The organism is Comamonas sp. B-9, assembly GCF_000410635.1.
Taxonomy (GTDB): domain Bacteria; phylum Pseudomonadota; class Gammaproteobacteria; order Burkholderiales; family Burkholderiaceae_C; genus Comamonas.
This window is the reverse complement of record NZ_KE148545.1, coordinates 45,494-61,520: the sequence shown is the minus strand read 5'-3', so window position 1 is coordinate 61,520 and position 16,027 is coordinate 45,494. Positions and strand designations below refer to the sequence as shown.

The 16,027-nt window shown below is 64.6% G+C and carries 14 protein-coding genes; 10 read left to right on the top strand and 4 right to left on the bottom strand.

All coding sequences use genetic code 11. From position 1 onward, the window contains the following. From H928_RS26905 to H928_RS0109085, 6 genes are all read left to right on the top strand, one after another. Nucleotides 1-1,298, top strand: a 1,298-nt coding sequence (locus H928_RS26905) for an FAD-binding oxidoreductase (protein WP_239644924.1), incomplete at its 5' end; no start/stop codon positions are given. Nucleotides 1,299-1,541: 243 nt separating this feature from the next. Further along, complete coding sequence (locus H928_RS0109105; RefSeq protein ID WP_027010741.1) at nt 1,542-2,774, top strand: ammonium transporter; 1,233 nt, start codon at nt 1,542-1,544, stop codon at nt 2,772-2,774. Nucleotides 2,775-2,965: 191 nt separating this feature from the next. Continuing rightward, the gene (locus H928_RS33155; protein WP_021026210.1) at nt 2,966-3,286 is read left to right on the top strand and encodes a hypothetical protein; all 321 of its coding nucleotides are present in this window, start codon (nt 2,966-2,968) and stop codon (nt 3,284-3,286) included. A 160-nt stretch (nt 3,287-3,446) separates the two neighbouring features. Next, nucleotides 3,447-4,787 carry an aspartate aminotransferase family protein gene (locus tag H928_RS0109095; protein WP_021026209.1) on the top strand — a complete coding sequence of 447 codons (1,341 nt, stop codon included), beginning with the start codon at nt 3,447-3,449 and terminating at the stop codon, nt 4,785-4,787. A 35-nt stretch (nt 4,788-4,822) separates the two neighbouring features. Continuing rightward, a complete protein-coding gene (locus H928_RS0109090; protein ID WP_021026208.1) occupies nt 4,823-5,392 on the top strand; it encodes a carboxymuconolactone decarboxylase family protein in 570 nt (189 codons plus the stop codon). Nucleotides 5,393-5,425: 33 nt separating this feature from the next. Beyond that, nucleotides 5,426-5,953, top strand: a complete 528-nt coding sequence (locus tag H928_RS0109085; RefSeq protein ID WP_021026207.1) for a GNAT family N-acetyltransferase — start codon at nt 5,426-5,428, stop codon at nt 5,951-5,953. Nucleotides 5,954-6,019: 66 nt separating this feature from the next. On the opposite strand, the gene H928_RS0109080 is transcribed toward H928_RS0109085, so the two are convergent. After that, entirely contained in the window at nt 6,020-6,538 is a 519-nt protein-coding gene (locus tag H928_RS0109080) for a PepSY domain-containing protein (protein ID WP_148293103.1), read from the bottom strand. Nucleotides 6,539-6,755: 217 nt separating this feature from the next. Here H928_RS0109080 and tkt point away from each other — a divergent pair, with 217 nt between their 5' ends. Further along, nucleotides 6,756-8,795 (top strand): transketolase, encoded by a 2,040-nt coding sequence (gene tkt, locus H928_RS0109075; RefSeq protein WP_021026205.1) that lies wholly within the window; start codon nt 6,756-6,758, stop codon nt 8,793-8,795. 110 nt (nt 8,796-8,905) lie between these two features. Here the strand turns inward: tkt and H928_RS0109070 are convergent, their stop codons facing one another. Further along, complete coding sequence (locus H928_RS0109070; protein ID WP_027010739.1) at nt 8,906-9,901, bottom strand: glycosyltransferase family 2 protein; 996 nt, start codon at nt 9,899-9,901, stop codon at nt 8,906-8,908. A 376-nt stretch (nt 9,902-10,277) separates the two neighbouring features. Between H928_RS0109070 and gap the strand changes: the two genes are divergently transcribed. Together gap and H928_RS0109060 are read left to right on the top strand one after the other, a co-directional pair. Further along, nucleotides 10,278-11,279, top strand: a complete 1,002-nt coding sequence (gap, locus tag H928_RS0109065; protein ID WP_021026203.1) for a type I glyceraldehyde-3-phosphate dehydrogenase — start codon at nt 10,278-10,280, stop codon at nt 11,277-11,279. A 153-nt stretch (nt 11,280-11,432) separates the two neighbouring features. Beyond that, a complete protein-coding gene (locus tag H928_RS0109060; protein ID WP_021026202.1) occupies nt 11,433-11,840 on the top strand; it encodes an OsmC family protein in 408 nt (135 codons plus the stop codon). Nucleotides 11,841-12,015: 175 nt separating this feature from the next. On the opposite strand, the gene H928_RS30730 is transcribed toward H928_RS0109060, so the two are convergent. Further along, nucleotides 12,016-12,258 carry a hypothetical protein gene (locus H928_RS30730; RefSeq protein WP_021026201.1) on the bottom strand — a complete coding sequence of 81 codons (243 nt, stop codon included), beginning with the start codon at nt 12,256-12,258 and terminating at the stop codon, nt 12,016-12,018. A gap of 325 nt (nt 12,259-12,583) precedes the next feature. On the opposite strand from H928_RS30730, the gene H928_RS0109050 reads away from it, so the two are divergent. Further along, complete coding sequence (locus tag H928_RS0109050) at nt 12,584-13,498, top strand: pirin family protein (RefSeq protein WP_021026200.1); 915 nt, start codon at nt 12,584-12,586, stop codon at nt 13,496-13,498. 134 nt (nt 13,499-13,632) lie between these two features. Here H928_RS0109050 and dinG read toward each other — a convergent pair whose 3' ends face one another. Then, a complete protein-coding gene (dinG, locus tag H928_RS0109045; protein ID WP_027010738.1) occupies nt 13,633-15,816 on the bottom strand; it encodes an ATP-dependent DNA helicase DinG in 2,184 nt (727 codons plus the stop codon). Between the last annotated feature and the right edge of the window lie 211 nt (nt 15,817-16,027).

The following is a 16,027-nucleotide window of genomic DNA, read 5'->3' as shown; positions in this document are numbered from 1 at the left end:
CCGGGGGCGCCCCCCCGCCAGTGCCGCCGCTGGCGCTGCTGCGCCCGCGCAGCACCGAAGAGGTCAGCGCCTTGCTGCGCATCTGCCATGCCCACCGCGTGCCGGTGGTGCCCCAGGGCGGGCTGACGGGCCTGGCCGGTGCGGCGGTGCCAGTCGCCCAGGGCGTGGCGGTGGCGATGGACCGCATGCAGCAGATCGAGGACGTGAATGCGCGCACCGGCCTGATGACGGTGCAGGCCGGCGTCACGCTGCAGGCGGTGCAGGAAGCAGCCGTGGCGGCGGGCTGGGTGTTTGGCGTGGACCTGGGCGCGCGCGGCAGCTGCCAGATTGGAGGCAATGTCTCGACCAATGCGGGCGGCAATGGCGTGCTGCAAAACGGCATGATGCGCGAGCAGGTGCTGGGGTTGGAGGTGGTGCTGGCCGATGGCACGGTGCTGCCGATGCTGCGGCCCATGCTGAAGAACAACACCGGCTACGACCTCAAGCAGTTCTTTATCGGTGCCGAAGGCACCTTGGGCATCATCACCCGCGTGCTGCTGCGCCTGCGGCCCGCCCCCCAGACCAAGGCCACCTGCATGGTGGCGCTGCCCGGCTTTGACGAGGCGCTGGCGGTGCTGGCGCGCATGCAGGCCCGCTTTGGCAACAGCGTGGCCGCGTTTGAGCTGATGTGGAGCGACTTTGTGCAGACCTCCATCCAGTGGCAAAAGCTGCAGCCGGCCTTTGACCAGCAGCACCCGCTGCAGGCGCTGATCGATGTGGATGGCAAGGACGAGGCTGCGCTGCGCGCTGCGGTGGAAGAGGCCTTGGGCGAGGCCATGGAGGCCGGTGAGGTGGTGGATGCAGTGATTGCGCAGTCGAGCGAGCAGGCCAAAAGCCTGTGGAAGCTGCGCGAGGCACCCGCCGAGATGACCGCGCACATGCACCCGCCGGTGAACTTTGACGTCAGCCTGCCCCAGGTGGACATCGGCCGCTTTGCCGCCGCCTGCCGCGCCGCCTTTGATGCGCGCTGGCCTGGCCACCACAGTCTGTTCTTTGGCCATGTGGGCGACGGCAACCTGCATGTCACCACCGACAGCCAAACCATCCATGGCGAGGACGAGGCGCTGGAAGCCGTGCTGTACGGCCTGGTGCAGCAGTTCCAGGGCAGCGTATCGGCCGAGCATGGCATTGGCCTGCACAAGATGCCTTACCTGGGCTTTAGCCGCACCTCGCAGGAGCTGGCCGCCATGCGGGCGATCAAGCAGGCGCTCGATCCGCTGGGGCTGATGAACCCGGGCAAGGTGCTGGCGGCGGACTGAACCCCGCTTTAACCCCTTCCTACAGAACCGGCGCCTGCAGCGATGCAAGCGCCGGTTTTCTTTTGGGGGCTGGTCCATCGCCCAGGGCACCGATGTGGTGCGATCGGGCTTTAGCCGGCAGCGCTGGCCAGCACTGCGCATGCCTGCAGGCCCCGTATCCAGGCGCTTTCCCGGCCGATGGCATAGAAACTGCTACCTTTTGAAACAAACCCGCAATGGATGACAACGTACAAAGGGGATGGCATGCAAATGGTGCAGATGGCTGCGATTGACAAGGCCGATACGGCCTGGCTCTTGGTCTCTACGGTGCTGGTGTTGCTGATGACACTGCCGGGCATTGCGCTCTTCTATGCCGGGCTGGTGCGGCGCAAGAACGTGGTCAACACGATGGTGGCCGTGTTTGCGGTGGCGGCCGTGGTGGCGCTCACCTGGTTTGCGCTGGGCTATTCGCTGGCCTTCAGCAAGTCCAGCGCCTGGCTGGGCGGGCTGGACCGGGCCTGGTTCTCATCGATGCGCCTGGATGCGGCAGCGGGCACCGTGTCGGTCAGCCACCTGGCGCCCCATCTGCCCGAGTCGCTCTATGCGCTGTTCCAGATGGCCTTTGCTGTCATCACCACCACCTTGATCATTGGCGCCGTGGTCGAGCGCATGCGCTTTTCGGCGCTGCTGCTGTTCTCGGGGCTGTGGAGCGTGCTGGTCTATGCGCCGGTGGCCCACTGGGTCTGGGAGAGCGATGGCTGGCTCAACAAGCTGGGCGCGCTGGACTTTGCCGGTGGCGCGGTGGTGCACGTCAATGCGGGCGTCTCGGCCCTCGTCTGCGCGGCCATGCTGGGCCGGCGCCAGGGCTATGGCCGCCAGGCCTTTGAGCCGCACAGCCTGGGCTGGACGGCGATGGGCGCCGCGCTGCTGCTGATTGGCTGGTTTGGCTTCAATGCCGGCTCGGCGCTGTCGGCCGATGGCCGTGCCGCGCTGGCGATGCTGGTGACCATGGTGGCGGCCGCTGCGGGCGCGCTGTCCTGGATGCTGGTGGAGTGGTGGGTGCGCGGCGCGCCCACCTTGCTGGGCGTGCTCTCTGGCCTGATTGGGGGCCTGGTGGCCATTACCCCGGCAGCCGGTTTTGTGCAGGTGGGCGGCGCGGTCGCCATTGGCCTCATTGCGGGCGTGGCCTGCTTTTGGGGCGCCACCTGGCTCAAGCGCCGCCTGGGTGTGGATGACTCGCTTGATGTGTTTGGCGTGCACGGCGTGGGCGGCATTGCCGGCTCGCTGCTCACCGCCTTGTTTGCCGACCGCGCCATTGCCGGTGTGGATGCGACCGTGCTCAACCAGCTGGTGGCCGTGGCGGCGGTGGCCGTCTACAGCGCAGCGGGCACCGCTATTTTGCTGACCATCATCCGGGTGCTGCTGCCTTTGCGGGTGACGGCGCAGCAGGAGCTGGATGGCTTGGACCAAAGCCTGCACCAGGAAAGCCAGCATTGAGAGTCGCTCACACGCCCCTGGATACGTCGTTGCAAACCCTTGTCGTACGCGGTGTACAGCCTACGGATTTGCGCCTCGTCTCCACCGCAAACCTGCGGTGTGCGGGGCCGTGTTAGCGCCTCTTGTTGAGGCAGGTTGCGCCGCCTGGGGCGCGCAGCCTATCCATCAGGTTCTGCCACGGAGGAGCTTGTATGAATGACAGTGAACGCCTGGCCATCGCCGCGCATTTGCATGTGGCGCTGCGCCGCAAGACGGGCCGGGTCACCGATACCGAGTGGATGGCCAGCGATACCGCCTACGGCCAGGCCATGGCCCAGTTTGCGCTGAACCATGCCCGCAGCAACCAGGATGCGGAGCTGGAGCGGCTGGCGCTGCGTTTTGCGGCCAGCTTGCCGGGCGCGCCAGCACCGGCGGCAGCAACCATGGCCGCTGCGGCGGCAGGGCCGGCTGCGGATGCCGTTGCGCCGGGCCTGGTGGCTAGCGCCAAGCGCTATGTAGGCGGCTTGCGTTGAAGGGATAGCGAGAGAGGGAGGGAAGGGGAAGCCTGGGAACAGAAATAGATCGAAATGGAACAAATGATCCAATAATATATTGAAAAATTACAAATGATCCTTATACTGTGCGTATCGCTGCCGGCGCAGGGCTGGTGACGCATTGTGAAGGAGTGCTCGCATGAGCCATGTCATCCATCGTTCTCTGGCCCAGGTTCCTCTTGTTGCGGTCGGCGGCAAAGGCGTGGAATTGTTTGACCAGGCCGGCAAGGCCTACCTGGATGCCAGTGGCGGCGCGGCGGTCTCGTGCCTGGGCCATGCGCACCCGGATGTGCTGGCGGCGATGCACCGCCAGCTTGACCAGCTGGCCTATGCCCACACCAGCTTTTTCACCACCGAGGTGCAAGAGGCGCTGGCCGACCACCTGGTCGCGCATGCGCCAGCGGGCATGACGGATGTCTACTTTGTCTCCGGCGGCTCCGAGGCGGTCGAGGCCGCGCTGAAAATGGCGCGCCAGTATTTTGTCGAGATCGGCCAGCCCGAGCGCACCCACTTTGTCGCGCGCCGCCAAAGCTACCACGGCAACACCCTGGGCGCCTTGGCCGTGGGCGGCAATGAATGGCGGCGCAAGCAGTTTGCCCCCATCCTGATGGACGTGGGGCGCGTGGCCCCCGCCTATGAATACCGCGACCGCCTGGACGGCGAGAGCCAGCCCGCCTATGTGGAGCGTTTGCTGGCCGAGATCGATGCCAAGTTCCAAGAGCTGGGCCCAGACAAGGTGATCGCCTTTGTCGCCGAGCCGGTGGTGGGCGCGACCCTGGGCGCGGTGGCCGCCCCTGCCGGCTACTGGCAGGGCCTGCGTGCGCTCTGCGACCGCTATGGCATCTTGCTGATCGCCGATGAGGTGATGTGCGGCATGGGCCGCACCGGCACCCTGCATGCGGTCGAGCAAGAGGGCATCAGCCCCGACCTGATGACCATTGCCAAAGGCCTGGGCGGCGGCTACCAACCGATTGGCGCGGTGCTGGCGCAGCGCAAGATTGTGGACGCCATGCGGCGCGGCAGTGGCCTGTTCCAGCATGGCCACACCTACATCGGCCATGCAATGGCGGCGGCCGCCGCGCTGGCAGTGCAGCAGGTGATACAGCGCGACCAGCTGCTGCCCCAGGTGCTGGCACGCGGCGCCTATCTGCAAAAGCAGCTGCATGCGCGTTTTGACGCGCACCCGCATGTCGGCGATATCCGGGGCCGGGGCCTGTTCTGGGGCGTGGAGCTGGTGCAGGACCGCAGAAGCAAGGCGACCTTTGACCCGGCGTTCAAACTGCATGCCAAGGTCAAGGCGCAGGCCTTGGCCCATGGCTTGCTGTGCTACCCCATGGGTGGCACGATCGATGGCCTGCATGGCGACCATGTGCTGCTGGCGCCGCCTTTTATCAGCAGCGAGGCCGAGCTGGACCAGGTGGTCGAGCGCCTGGGCGATGCGATTGACAAAGTGCTGGCCCAGCAACCGGTAGCCGCCTGAATACGCCCCCGAAACGATCTGAAAGAACCCATCCGATGACGTCCTCCCAGGACCGCATGCCGCCCCTGCCCCCCGAGGCCTGGAGCGAAGAGCAGCGCCGCTATGCCCAGCCCATCATCGATGGCCCGCGCGGCGCGCTGATATCGCCCTTTGTGCCCTTGCTGCGCAGCCCCGAGCTGATGGACCACACCCAGCGCCTGGGCGAGTACCTGCGCTACCGCAGTGCCATCGGCGTGCGCCTGACCGAGCTGGCGATTCTGGTTACGGCCCGCCAGTGGACGCAGCAGGTGGAATGGGCCATCCATGCACCGATTGCGCTGCGCGAAGGCCTGAGCCAGGCCACCGTGGACGCCGTGGCCCAAGGCCGCCGCCCCGATGCGATGCCTGAGGATGAGGCCGTTGTGCATGACTTCTGCATCGAGCTGCACCTGCAGCGCCAGGTGAGCGACGCCACCTGGGCGCGCGCGCAGCAGCTGTTTGGCGACAAGGGCGTGATGGACCTGATCGGCATCAATGGCTATTACAGCCTGCTGTCGATGGTGATGAATGCAGCGCGCACGGCGGTGCCAGCATCCACCGCCCAGCCATTGGCGCCCTTGGCCTGATGTGATGGCTGCCGCATCGCCGACAATGGGCCGATGCGTTTTCATTCCAACGACCAGCCCCTTTGGTCCCTTGAACCCCTGACCGCGCAGCACCTTGAGGGCCTGATGCAGGTGCAGCTGGCCTGCTATGGCGCGGACTTTATGGAGAGTGCCGCGCTGTATGCGGCGCGCTTGGCCAGCCCGGTGCAGTGCTCGCTGGTGGCCGTGCAGCAAGGCCAGGTGCTGGCCTATCTGGCCGCCTACCGCTCCGTGCTGGGCAAGGTGACCCCGCTGCATGGCGGCTTTGCTGGTGCAGCGCCTGCTGACACGCTGTACCTGCATGACATGGCCGTCGCGCCCGAGCGCGCTGGCGAGGGCCTGGCCTCTGCGCTGCTGCAGGCGATGCTGCAGCAGGCGCAGGCTGATGGGTTGCGCTACTCGGCGCTGGTGTCGGTGATGGGCTCGCAGCCGTACTGGCAGCGCAAAGGCTATGCAGCGCTGCTGCCCTGGTCGGCCCAGGAGCGTGAGGCCTTGCTGAGCTACGGCGAGGATGCGCAGTACATGGCGCAAGCTTTGGTCTGAGTCCAAACCCCGGGCGCAAAAAAGGCCAGCACGGGGCTGGCCTTGGCATCTTGCATTTAATGCCGCTTACTGGTGGATATTGCCTTCAACGGCGTTGACGCGCACTTCCACCTCGGTATTGGCCGCGTTGAGGATCTTGACGTCATAGGTCAGCACGCCCAGGTGGTCGTCCAGGTCCACTTCGATGGCCTTGCCGGGGGTGTGCTTCAAGGCGGTGGCGATGGCATCGTTGATGCCGATCTTGGCGGCAGCCAGGCGGTCGGTGTCCTTTTTCTCGGCGGCGCCATCGTCCTTGTTTTCCGTCACCTTGGCGGCGTCCAGCGCGCTGAACTTGAGCTTGATCTCACGGCCCTGGGCGTTGATGCCGCTGACTTCGTAGATGGGCTGCTTTTTCTTGGTATCGATCTCGGCCTTGAGCACCTTGAGGCCATGCTGGCTCTGCGCGCTCTGGACGGCCTGGGCCAGGTCGAAGCGGGCCGCTTGCACGGCGGCGATCTTGTCGGCGGTGCTGGCCAGGGCGCTGCCGCTCAGCGATGCCAGGGCGAGCGTCAAGGCCAGAGCGGTGGTGGAGAGGGTGCGTTGCATGGTCAATCCTTTCAAGCGGTAGCTAACAAACGATAGTCAGTATAAATAATATTAATAGAATTTTATTGGCGATAGCTTGCGCATTGTCAGTGTTTGCCCAAGCCCTTGGGGTAGGCGGTGGCCCTGCACCGACGTAGGCCAAGACTGGCGTATAGGACGCCGCGAACGGCAGGCCGCTAAAATGCGGCCTTTGTCGCTTTTTTCTTCCTCCACTCCCATGGTCAACAATCAGAATATGGCGAATGCGATCCGCGCACTCGCAATGGATGCCGTTCAACAAGCCAATTCCGGCCACCCCGGTGCGCCGATGGGCATGGCCGACATGGCAGTGGCCTTGTGGAGCAAGCACCTCAAGCACAACCCGCTCAATCCCCAGTGGATCAACCGCGACCGTTTCATCCTGTCGAACGGCCACGGCTCGATGCTGATTTACGCGCTGCTGCACCTGACCGGCTACGACCTGCCGATCAGCGAGCTGAAGAACTTCCGCCAGCTGCACAGCAAGACCCCGGGCCACCCCGAAGTGGACATCACCCCCGGTGTGGAGACGACCACCGGCCCGCTGGGCCAGGGCGTGACCAATGCCGTGGGCTTTGCGCTGGCAGAAAAGCTGCTGGCCGCTGAATTCAACCGCCCCGGCCACGATGTGGTGGACCACCACACCTATGTGTTCCTGGGCGATGGCTGCCTGATGGAAGGCATCAGCCACGAAGCCTGCGCACTGGCCGGCGCCTGGAAGCTGAACAAGCTGATCGCGCTGTACGACGACAACGGCATCTCGATCGACGGCAAGGTGCAGCCCTGGTTTGTGGACAACAGCGCCCAGCGTTTTGAAGCCTACGGCTGGAACGTGATCGGCCCGATCGACGGCCACGACCCCAAGGCCGTGAGCGACGCGATTGCCAAGGCCAAGAAGGTGGCTGACAAGCCCAGCTTCATCATCTGCAAGACTTCCATCGGCAAGGGCAGTCCCAACCGCCAGGACACCAGCAAGGCCCACGGCGAGCCGCTGGGTGCCGAAGAAATCGGCCTGACCCGCGCCGCGCTGGGCTGGACCTCGGCCCCGTTCGAGATCCCTGCCGACGTCTACGAAGCCTGGGACCACAAGACCTTTGGCGCCAAGGCCGAATCCACCTGGGATGCGCAGTTTGCCGAATACGCCAAGGCCTTCCCCGAGCTGGCCGCAGAACTGAAGCGCCGCATGGCCGGCGACCTGCCCAAGCAGTTTGCCCAAGTGGCCGTGGAAGCCGTGGCCCAGGCCCACACCCAGGGCGAGACCGTGGCCAGCCGCAAGGCCAGCCAGCTGGCGCTGGAAGCCTTTACCGCTGCCATGCCTGAGCTGCTGGGCGGCTCGGCCGACCTGACCGGCTCCAACCTGACCAACACCAAGTCGACCCCCGCTTTCCGCGTGGACGACAGCGGCGCTGTGGTCAAGACCGAAGACGGCAAGATCGGCCGCCACATCAACTACGGTGTGCGCGAGTTCGGCATGGCCGCCATCATGAATGGCGTGGCGCTGCATGGCGGCTTCATCCCCTACGGTGGCACCTTCCTGACCTTCAGCGACTACAGCCGCAATGCCATCCGCATGGCTGCGCTGATGAAGCGCCGCGTGGTGCATGTGTTCACCCATGACTCCATCGGTCTGGGCGAAGACGGCCCCACCCACCAGTCGATCGAGCACGCCGCCAGCCTGCGCCTGATCCCCAACCTGGATGTGTGGCGCCCGGCCGATACGGCAGAGACCACCGTGGCCTGGAGCGTGGCACTGACCAACCGCAACAAGCCCACCGCGCTGCTGCTGTCGCGCCAGAACCTGCCTTATGCGCCCAAGAATGGCGACGCGATCGGCAACATCAGCCGCGGCGCCTATGTGCTGTCCGAGCCCTCGGACATCGGCCTGAACAAGAAGGCGCAAGCCGTGATCATCGCCACCGGCTCGGAAGTGCAGCTGGCCTTGAAGGCCCAGCGCCTGCTGGCTGAGCGCAAGATCGCCGTGCGCGTAGTCTCGATGCCGAGCACGACCACCTTCGACCGCGAAGACGTAGCCTACAAGCGCAGCGTGCTGCCCGCTGGCCTGCCACGCGTGGCCGTCGAGATGGGTGTGACCGACTTCTGGTGGAAGTACGGTTGCGCGGCCGTGGTGGGTATTGACTCCTACGGCGAGTCGGCCCCCGCCGGCGTGCTGTTCGAGCACTTTGGCTTTACCGCCGACAACGTGGCCAACACGGTGCAAGTGGCGCTGCAAAAGCATTAATCGCTCAGCGCCTCAGCAACCAATAACGCAGGGATGCGGGCCGCAGGGCCTGCAGCCTGCGTTTTTTTATGCCTGTTGCTGGGAGATCGCGGTAGCTGGCAGGGCAGTGCTTATCGGCCCAGGCCTTCGCCGTCGTGGCGGTGCGATTGCGTGGGCTCGGACGCCACATCGAACGCGATAAAGGCCAGCACGAGTTGGACGCCCAGGATGATGGGCAGTGCGCTGACCATGACGGTGCCCGCGGTGGTGGCCACATTGGAGACGATGGACTGGACCCAGTGGAACAGGCCAAACACGGTGCCCCAGGTGATGAGCAGCAGGCCCAACGGCAGCTCCAGCGAGGCCACCGACATGCCGCGCAGGTAGTAGTTGTAGAAAATGCGCTTGCAGAAGTTGCGCAGATGGCCGCTCATGAACTCGGTCAGCACCTTGGAGATCTTGAGGTTGCTGACCTCGTCCTCGTAGCGCGAGTCGATGGGGATGTCCAGAACCACCGCGCGCACCGTGTTCAGGCGGAACAGCATGTCGGTCTCGAAAAAATAGCGCTGGCTGATCTTGTGCAGCGGCAGCTGCGCGGCCGTGCTGGCGGCAATGGCGGTAAAGCCATTGGTGGGGTCAAAGCTGCTCCAGTAGCCGGTGGAGAACTTGGTCATGAACGACAGCACCGCATTGCCAAAGATGCGGATGCGTGGCATGCGGGCGATCTTTTCGAGGTTGAAAAACCGGTTGCCCTTGGTGTAATCGGCGCGGCCACTGGCAATGGGGGCCACAAAGCGGGGCACCAGGGTCGGGTCCATCTGCCCGTCGCCATCGATCTTGACGAGCACGCCATAGCCGTCTGCAATTGCTGCGCGGTAGCCCGCCATCACGGCGCCGCCAACGCCCAGGTTGACCTCGTTGAACAGCACCCGCACGCGCGCGTCGGGGCAGTGCTCCTGCACAAAGCGGCCGCTGCCGTCGGGGCAGCAGTCGTCGACGATGTAGATGCCATCGACCTCTGGGCCGATCTCGGCAATCACCGCCAGGATATGGCGCGTCACCTTGTAGCAGGGAATGACGACTGCCGTGCGCAGGCTGGAAGGCGAAGAGGGGAGCGACTGGCTCATGGCGTTTGTGAGGCGGCCCACCATCTGGGGCAGTGTTGCTGCAGGCTGTTGAAAGGATGCCGGGAGGGCGCCCGTGCTGGCAAGGATTGTTGCACAGCCTGGGGCCCGGGCCGGCAACGGCTGGTGCGCGCTGGCAGTCACGCCGGCGATAGCTGGCGCTGGGCTGGCAATGGCCCACTATTCCAGGGCCCAGCCAGTGTTCTCTACAATACGCGGCAAAATCAGACCGCCCCTCCTCGCACCTCCCCGGCCCGCTCTCTGTAGCATGCCCCTGGCTGCGGTTTGGCAGGTCTGGCCCCTCCGGCAAGTGGCGCCAGCGGCAGCGAGCGTGGCCCAGGCCGGCGGGCATGCGGCATTTCATTACTTGGAGATCACTATGGCAATCAAGGTAGGCATCAACGGCTTTGGCCGTATCGGCCGCAATGTGCTGCGCTCTGCAGTGCAGAATTTTTCCGATATCGAAATCGTTGCGATCAACGACCTGCTCGAGCCTGACTACCTGGCCTACATGCTGCAGTACGACAGCGTGCACGGCCGCTTCCAGGGCACGATTGCCGTCGAAGGCAACACCCTGATCGTCAACGGCAAGAAGATCCGCCTGACGCAAGAGCGCGACCCTGCCAACCTGAAGTGGGACGAAGTCGGCGCCGATGTGGTGATCGAATCGACCGGCCTGTTCCTGACCAAGGAAACGGCACAAAAGCACATCGATGCGGGCGCCAAGAAGGTGATTCTGTCGGCCCCGTCGAAGGACGACACCCCCATGTTCGTGTTTGGCGTGAACTGCAAGACCTATGCCGGTCAAGCGATCATCTCCAACGCATCGTGCACCACCAACTGCCTGGCCCCTGTGGCCAAGGTGCTCAACGACAAGTGGGGCATCAAGCGCGGCCTGATGACCACCGTGCACGCAGCGACTGCCACCCAAAAGACCGTGGACGGCCCCTCGAACAAGGACTGGCGCGGCGGCCGTGGCATTCTGGAAAACATCATCCCATCGAGCACCGGCGCTGCCAAGGCCGTGGGCGTGGTGATTCCTGAGCTGAACAAGAAGCTGACCGGCATGTCCTTCCGCGTGCCTACGTCTGATGTGTCCGTGGTCGACCTGACCGTGGAGCTGAACAGCGAAGCGACCTACGAAGAGATCTGCGCCGAAATGAAGGCCCAGTCGCAAGGCGCGCTCAAGGGCGTGCTGGGTTACACCGAAGACAAGGTCGTGGCCACCGACTTCCGTGGCGAGACCTGCACCTCGGTGTTCGATGCCGAAGCCGGTATTGCCCTGGACAAGACCTTTGTGAAGGTCGTCTCCTGGTACGACAACGAGTGGGGCTACTCGAACAAGTGCCTGGAGATGGTGCGCGTCGTCACCGCCAAGTAAGCGCCTGGCGCGGTCTGTGCCCGGGCGATGGCCCGGGGCATGCGACACACACAACCAGCACCGGCAACGGCGCTGGTTTTTTTGTGCCCGTTTGCAACCGTGCTTGGGCAGAAAGGCCTATATTGCCTTATCAAATTGAGGAGATCTACCGATATGGCGCAGCAGGCACAAGCCCAGGCACAGAGCACGAACAGCAATTACCGCGTGGATCTGCAAGATCCGCAGGGCCATCTGTGGCATGGCGATGAGCCCCAGGCCGTTGGTGGGGGCGATACGGCCCCCAGCCCCATGCAGCTGCTGCTGTCGGCCCTGGGTGCTTGCACGACGATTACGGTGCAGATTTATGCACAGCGCAAGGCCTGGCCACTGACGGGGGTGCGGGTGGAGCTGGCGCTCAACCCCGATGGCGCCGCCGCAGCGGGCAACGACATCGTGCGCCGCATTCACCTGGAGGGTGATCTGAGCGACGAGCAGCGCAGCCGGCTCCAGCAGATTGCAGAAGCCTGCCCCGTGCACAAGTTGTTGGTGGGGGAGGTGCGGGTGGTCACAGCGCTGGCTTGAGGCTGGCCGGACACCCAATAAAGCGCGCAGGCCGTACAGAGCGGCATGCAGGTGAAAGCGCTTTGCAGCGCTTGAAAACGTTCAGAGTGGCTCACACAACCTGGGGAAGATGCACAAAGCGGTTAAGGAAATTAACAGCTCTGTAGCAAGGTTTCAAAGGCCGTGGTCGTCGCTCTTATTGCACAACGATATTGTTGTGGTCGATGTGGTAGTCAAAGTCGGGCTTGGCCAGCGACACGGTCACGGGTTGGCCCTCGATGGTCCAGGACAGCACAAAGCTGGCGATGGCCGTCGAGACATCGACTTCCATGGGGCTTGGGATGGTTTCGAGCTGACCGTCGCCGATGCGGTGCTGAACAATGCCTACCACGCGAGCCTTGAAGTTCTCGGGGTAGTTGTGGGAGTGTTGAGTCGTCATTGGTTGTCTCCTTTCAATGAGGGGGCACCGAATTCCAGCCTGGCATCATGCGTTGCCAAGCCGGAGTCATGGAAGCCGCCAGCACGACCTGGCAAATCTGAGAGTTGCACCGGCTGCCAGAGCGAATCCCTGGGAGCCTGTCGTCGCGCCAGCTGCTGCCGGGCGCTAACACGTTGGAATATGTGGCAGTGATGCCCTCTCTGGTCATCACGTCCGCACCACTTGTTTGTACCATACCCGCAAGACAGTCACGTGTAGGTCTGTTTCGGCGGAATGTGCGCGCCCTTCGCGCAAGCGCTCCCGCCCCCGATGAAGGAGATGGAATATGAGTATCGATAACAAGGCCTTGCGGCATTACCCCGGGCGCATTGCGGATGTGGGCGGTGTGCCGGTGCTGCGCGCGCTGCCCCAGCGCGGACGGCGCATGGTGGGCGCCTGGTGTTTTCTGGACCATGCGGGCCCCTCGCACTTTGAGAGCGGGCCTGGCATGCAGGTGGGCCCGCACCCCCACACCTGTTTGCAGACCTTCACCTGGATGATCGAGGGCGAGATCCTGCACCGCGACAGCCTGGGCAGCGAGCAGCCGATCCGCCCCGGCCAGGTCAACCTGATGACCGCCGGCAAGGGCATTGCGCATTCGGAAGAGAGCCTGGGCAAGCCGGACTTTCATGCGGTGCAGCTGTGGATAGCGCTGCCCAAGGACCAGCGCTTTATGCCGCCGCGCTTTCAGCACTACCCGCAGCTGCCCCGGCTGCAGGAACAAGGCATCCAGATGACGGTGCTGGCGGGCGATTGGCTGGGCCAGCAGGCACCCACCGAGGTGCACAGCCCGCTGGTAGCCGTCGATATGGAAGCGGCGCAGGCCAGCAGTGCCAGCCTGGCGTTGCGGCCCGATTTTGAATACGCGGTGCTGTGCCTTTACGGCGAAGTGCAGGTCAATGGCGAGCCGGCCCCCAGCAACGAACTGGTTTACCTGCCCGATGGCCAAACCAGCCTGGATCTGCAATGCGGCGCCGGCAGCCGCTGCATTCTGCTGGGCGGCACGCCCTATGAAGGCGGCGTGATGATCTGGTGGAACTTTGTCGGCCAGAGCCAGAAAGAGATCGAGGGCTTTTTGCGCGACTGGCAAAACGGTGAAGGCTTTGGGGCGCCGGTGGCCTCGCCGCTGCCGCCGCTGGTGCCACCGTCGCTCGAAGGCGTGCACCTGCGCAGCCCGGGCGAGGCGCCCGCCAAGGACTAAGATTCGCTAACACAACCCTTGATACGTCGTTGCCGAGCCTTGTCGTACTACTGTACTGCCTGCGGCTCGGCGCCTAGTCGTGGACGCCTAGTCTCAACCGCAAACCTTCGGTTTGCTGAGTCGTTTTAGCGACTCTAAGCAGTGCTGGCTGTGCGGCGCTGCAGCGTAAAAGGCGGCAGGCTGGCCAGCAGCCGCTGGCCATAGCCGGTGCGCACCAGGCGTTTGTCGTAGCAGTAGACATGGGCCTGGTCCACCTCGGTGCGGATCGCGCGCCCGACCCACTGGGCCAGGCGGATGGCGGTGGCGGGCACCACAATCTCGCTGAAGGGGTCGCGGCCCGAGTTTTTCAGCCATTCGGCGCGGGCCTCATCCACGGGGTCATCGGGCGGCGCAAAGGGCAGCTTGGTGATGAACAGCGATTCGCACAGCGCGCCAGGCAGGTCCAGCCCTTCGCCAAAGCTTTGCATGCCAAAGATGATGCTGGGCATGCCCGCGGCCACACGCTCGCGGTGCTGGTGCAGCAGCTGGCTGCGTGGCAAGGTGTTTTGCACCAGCACATGCTGGCGCATCGCGGTGGGCAGTGCATCAACGGCCAGGCGCATCTGCTCGCGTGAGGTGAACAGCACCAGGCCACCCGATTGCACCTGGGCCAGGTCTTCCAGCAGCGCATCGACCATCTCGTTGGCAAACTGCTGGGGCGTGCGCGGATCGGCCTGGGTCTCGGTGACGATCAGGCTGCCTTGTTCGGCATAGTTGAAGGGGCTGGCGACCTCCAACGTAGAGACGGCCGGGTCGTTGTAGAGGCCCGACTCGCGCAAGAAGAAATCGAACTGACCGCCGCTGGTGAGCGTGGCCGAGGTCAGCACCGCGCCGCGCACCTGGCTCCACAAGTGGTGGCGCAAGGTGGAGCCGGGGATTACTGGGCTTGCATAGGCCTTGATCGCGACAAAATCGCCCACGACATCCAGGGTGAACCATTTGGCAGCCGGCACGCTGCCCTGGGGCGCATCCTGCAGCAGCAGCTGGGTGGTGTCATGCACGGCCTCCAGGCGCGGGGCCAGGCTGCCCACCTGGGCATACAAGGTGGACAGGCGCTTGGCCTCGTCGGGCCGGTCGCGCATCTGCGAGCGCAGGGCCTTGGAGATGGCCTGCAGCACATCCAGAAAAGCGCTGGCATGGTGCGCGGCTTGGGCCAGCGGCTCGACCAGCGCGGGCGGCAGCTCGCCCCGCGGCAGGCGCACGCGGGCGGGGCCCCGGCCGCCCGACTGCAGCTGCTGGCGCATGCCCTCGCCGTATTCATCCATCAGCAGCCTGGCGCAATCTTGCAAATGCTGGCGCAACTGGCCCGAGTGGCGCGGGATATCGGCAATCTCGCTGACTTCGACCAAGGCGCCCACGCGCTGGGCGCGGCTGGCGAGCTTGTCGATCCAGGTGAGCTGGCTCAGGTTCATCTCGCAGGCGAACTGCGACAGCGCAGTGGCGGGCAGGGGGGGGGCCTCGTCCAGGATCAGCAGGCAGTTGTCCAGCTCGGGCAGCAGGCGTGCGCCCAGGGTGGACAGCAGCAGATCATGGTTAGCCACCAGCACCTGGGCCTGGACCAGGTCCTTGCGTTTTTCGTAATAGCTGCAGCTGCCAAACACCGGGCAGTGCTTGCCGGTGCAGGAGCTGCCTTCGGCGGCGACCGGGCTCCAGACCTCGGGCTCGGGCGGCGTATCCAGGCTGTCGCGGTCGCCATCCCAGCCCCGGGTGGTCAGCGCATCGGCCATGCTGGTGTAGAACTGCAGGCGCGCGGCGTTTTCTTGCGGGCTGCGCTGCGACTGGCGTGCCTGCGCCGCTTCTTCGGGAAAGAAATCGTCGTCGATGGGCTCGCCGCCCTCCGCACCATCCCCCTGGACCACGCTGGCCAGGCGCTCAAGCTTGAGCTTGCAGACATAGCGGCCCCGGCCCTTGGCCAGCGCGTATTTGAAGGGCTGGTCCATCTGCTGGGCCAGCGCCGGTAAATCCTTGTTCACCAGCTGCTCCTGCAGCGCGACGGTCGCCGTCGAGATCAGCACCCGGGTGCCCCGCTGCAGTGCCATCGCAATCGCCGGCACTGCATAGGCGAGCGACTTGCCCACCCCCGTGCCCGCCTGGATCACCGCAATGGCGCGCTGTGGCTCCTCGTCCTCTTCGAGCTTGCCCAGCTGGGCAGCTGCAAAAGTCTCGGCCACTTTCTCCGCCATCAGCCGCTGGCCGGGGCGCGAGCGAAAGCCACCCTCGACATTGACCATGCGATCGAAGGCGGAAACAGCGCTGCGGGCCCATTCGGAACTAGACATAGGCGGGGAGTGTGGCATGGATTGGCCGCTATCGCGGGTACTGGGGTTTTATGCGGTAGTCGCCGAAACCCAGGCGGCTGTCAGGAGGAAGACGGACGTGCCTATCCGCTAAGCAAAGGGCTTGTAGTGACATTTGGCTGCAATCCCCGGCGTCCCTGCACAGTAGAATCATGCGGCTGTTCAAATAAGCGATTTGAGCAGGGTAAAAGAA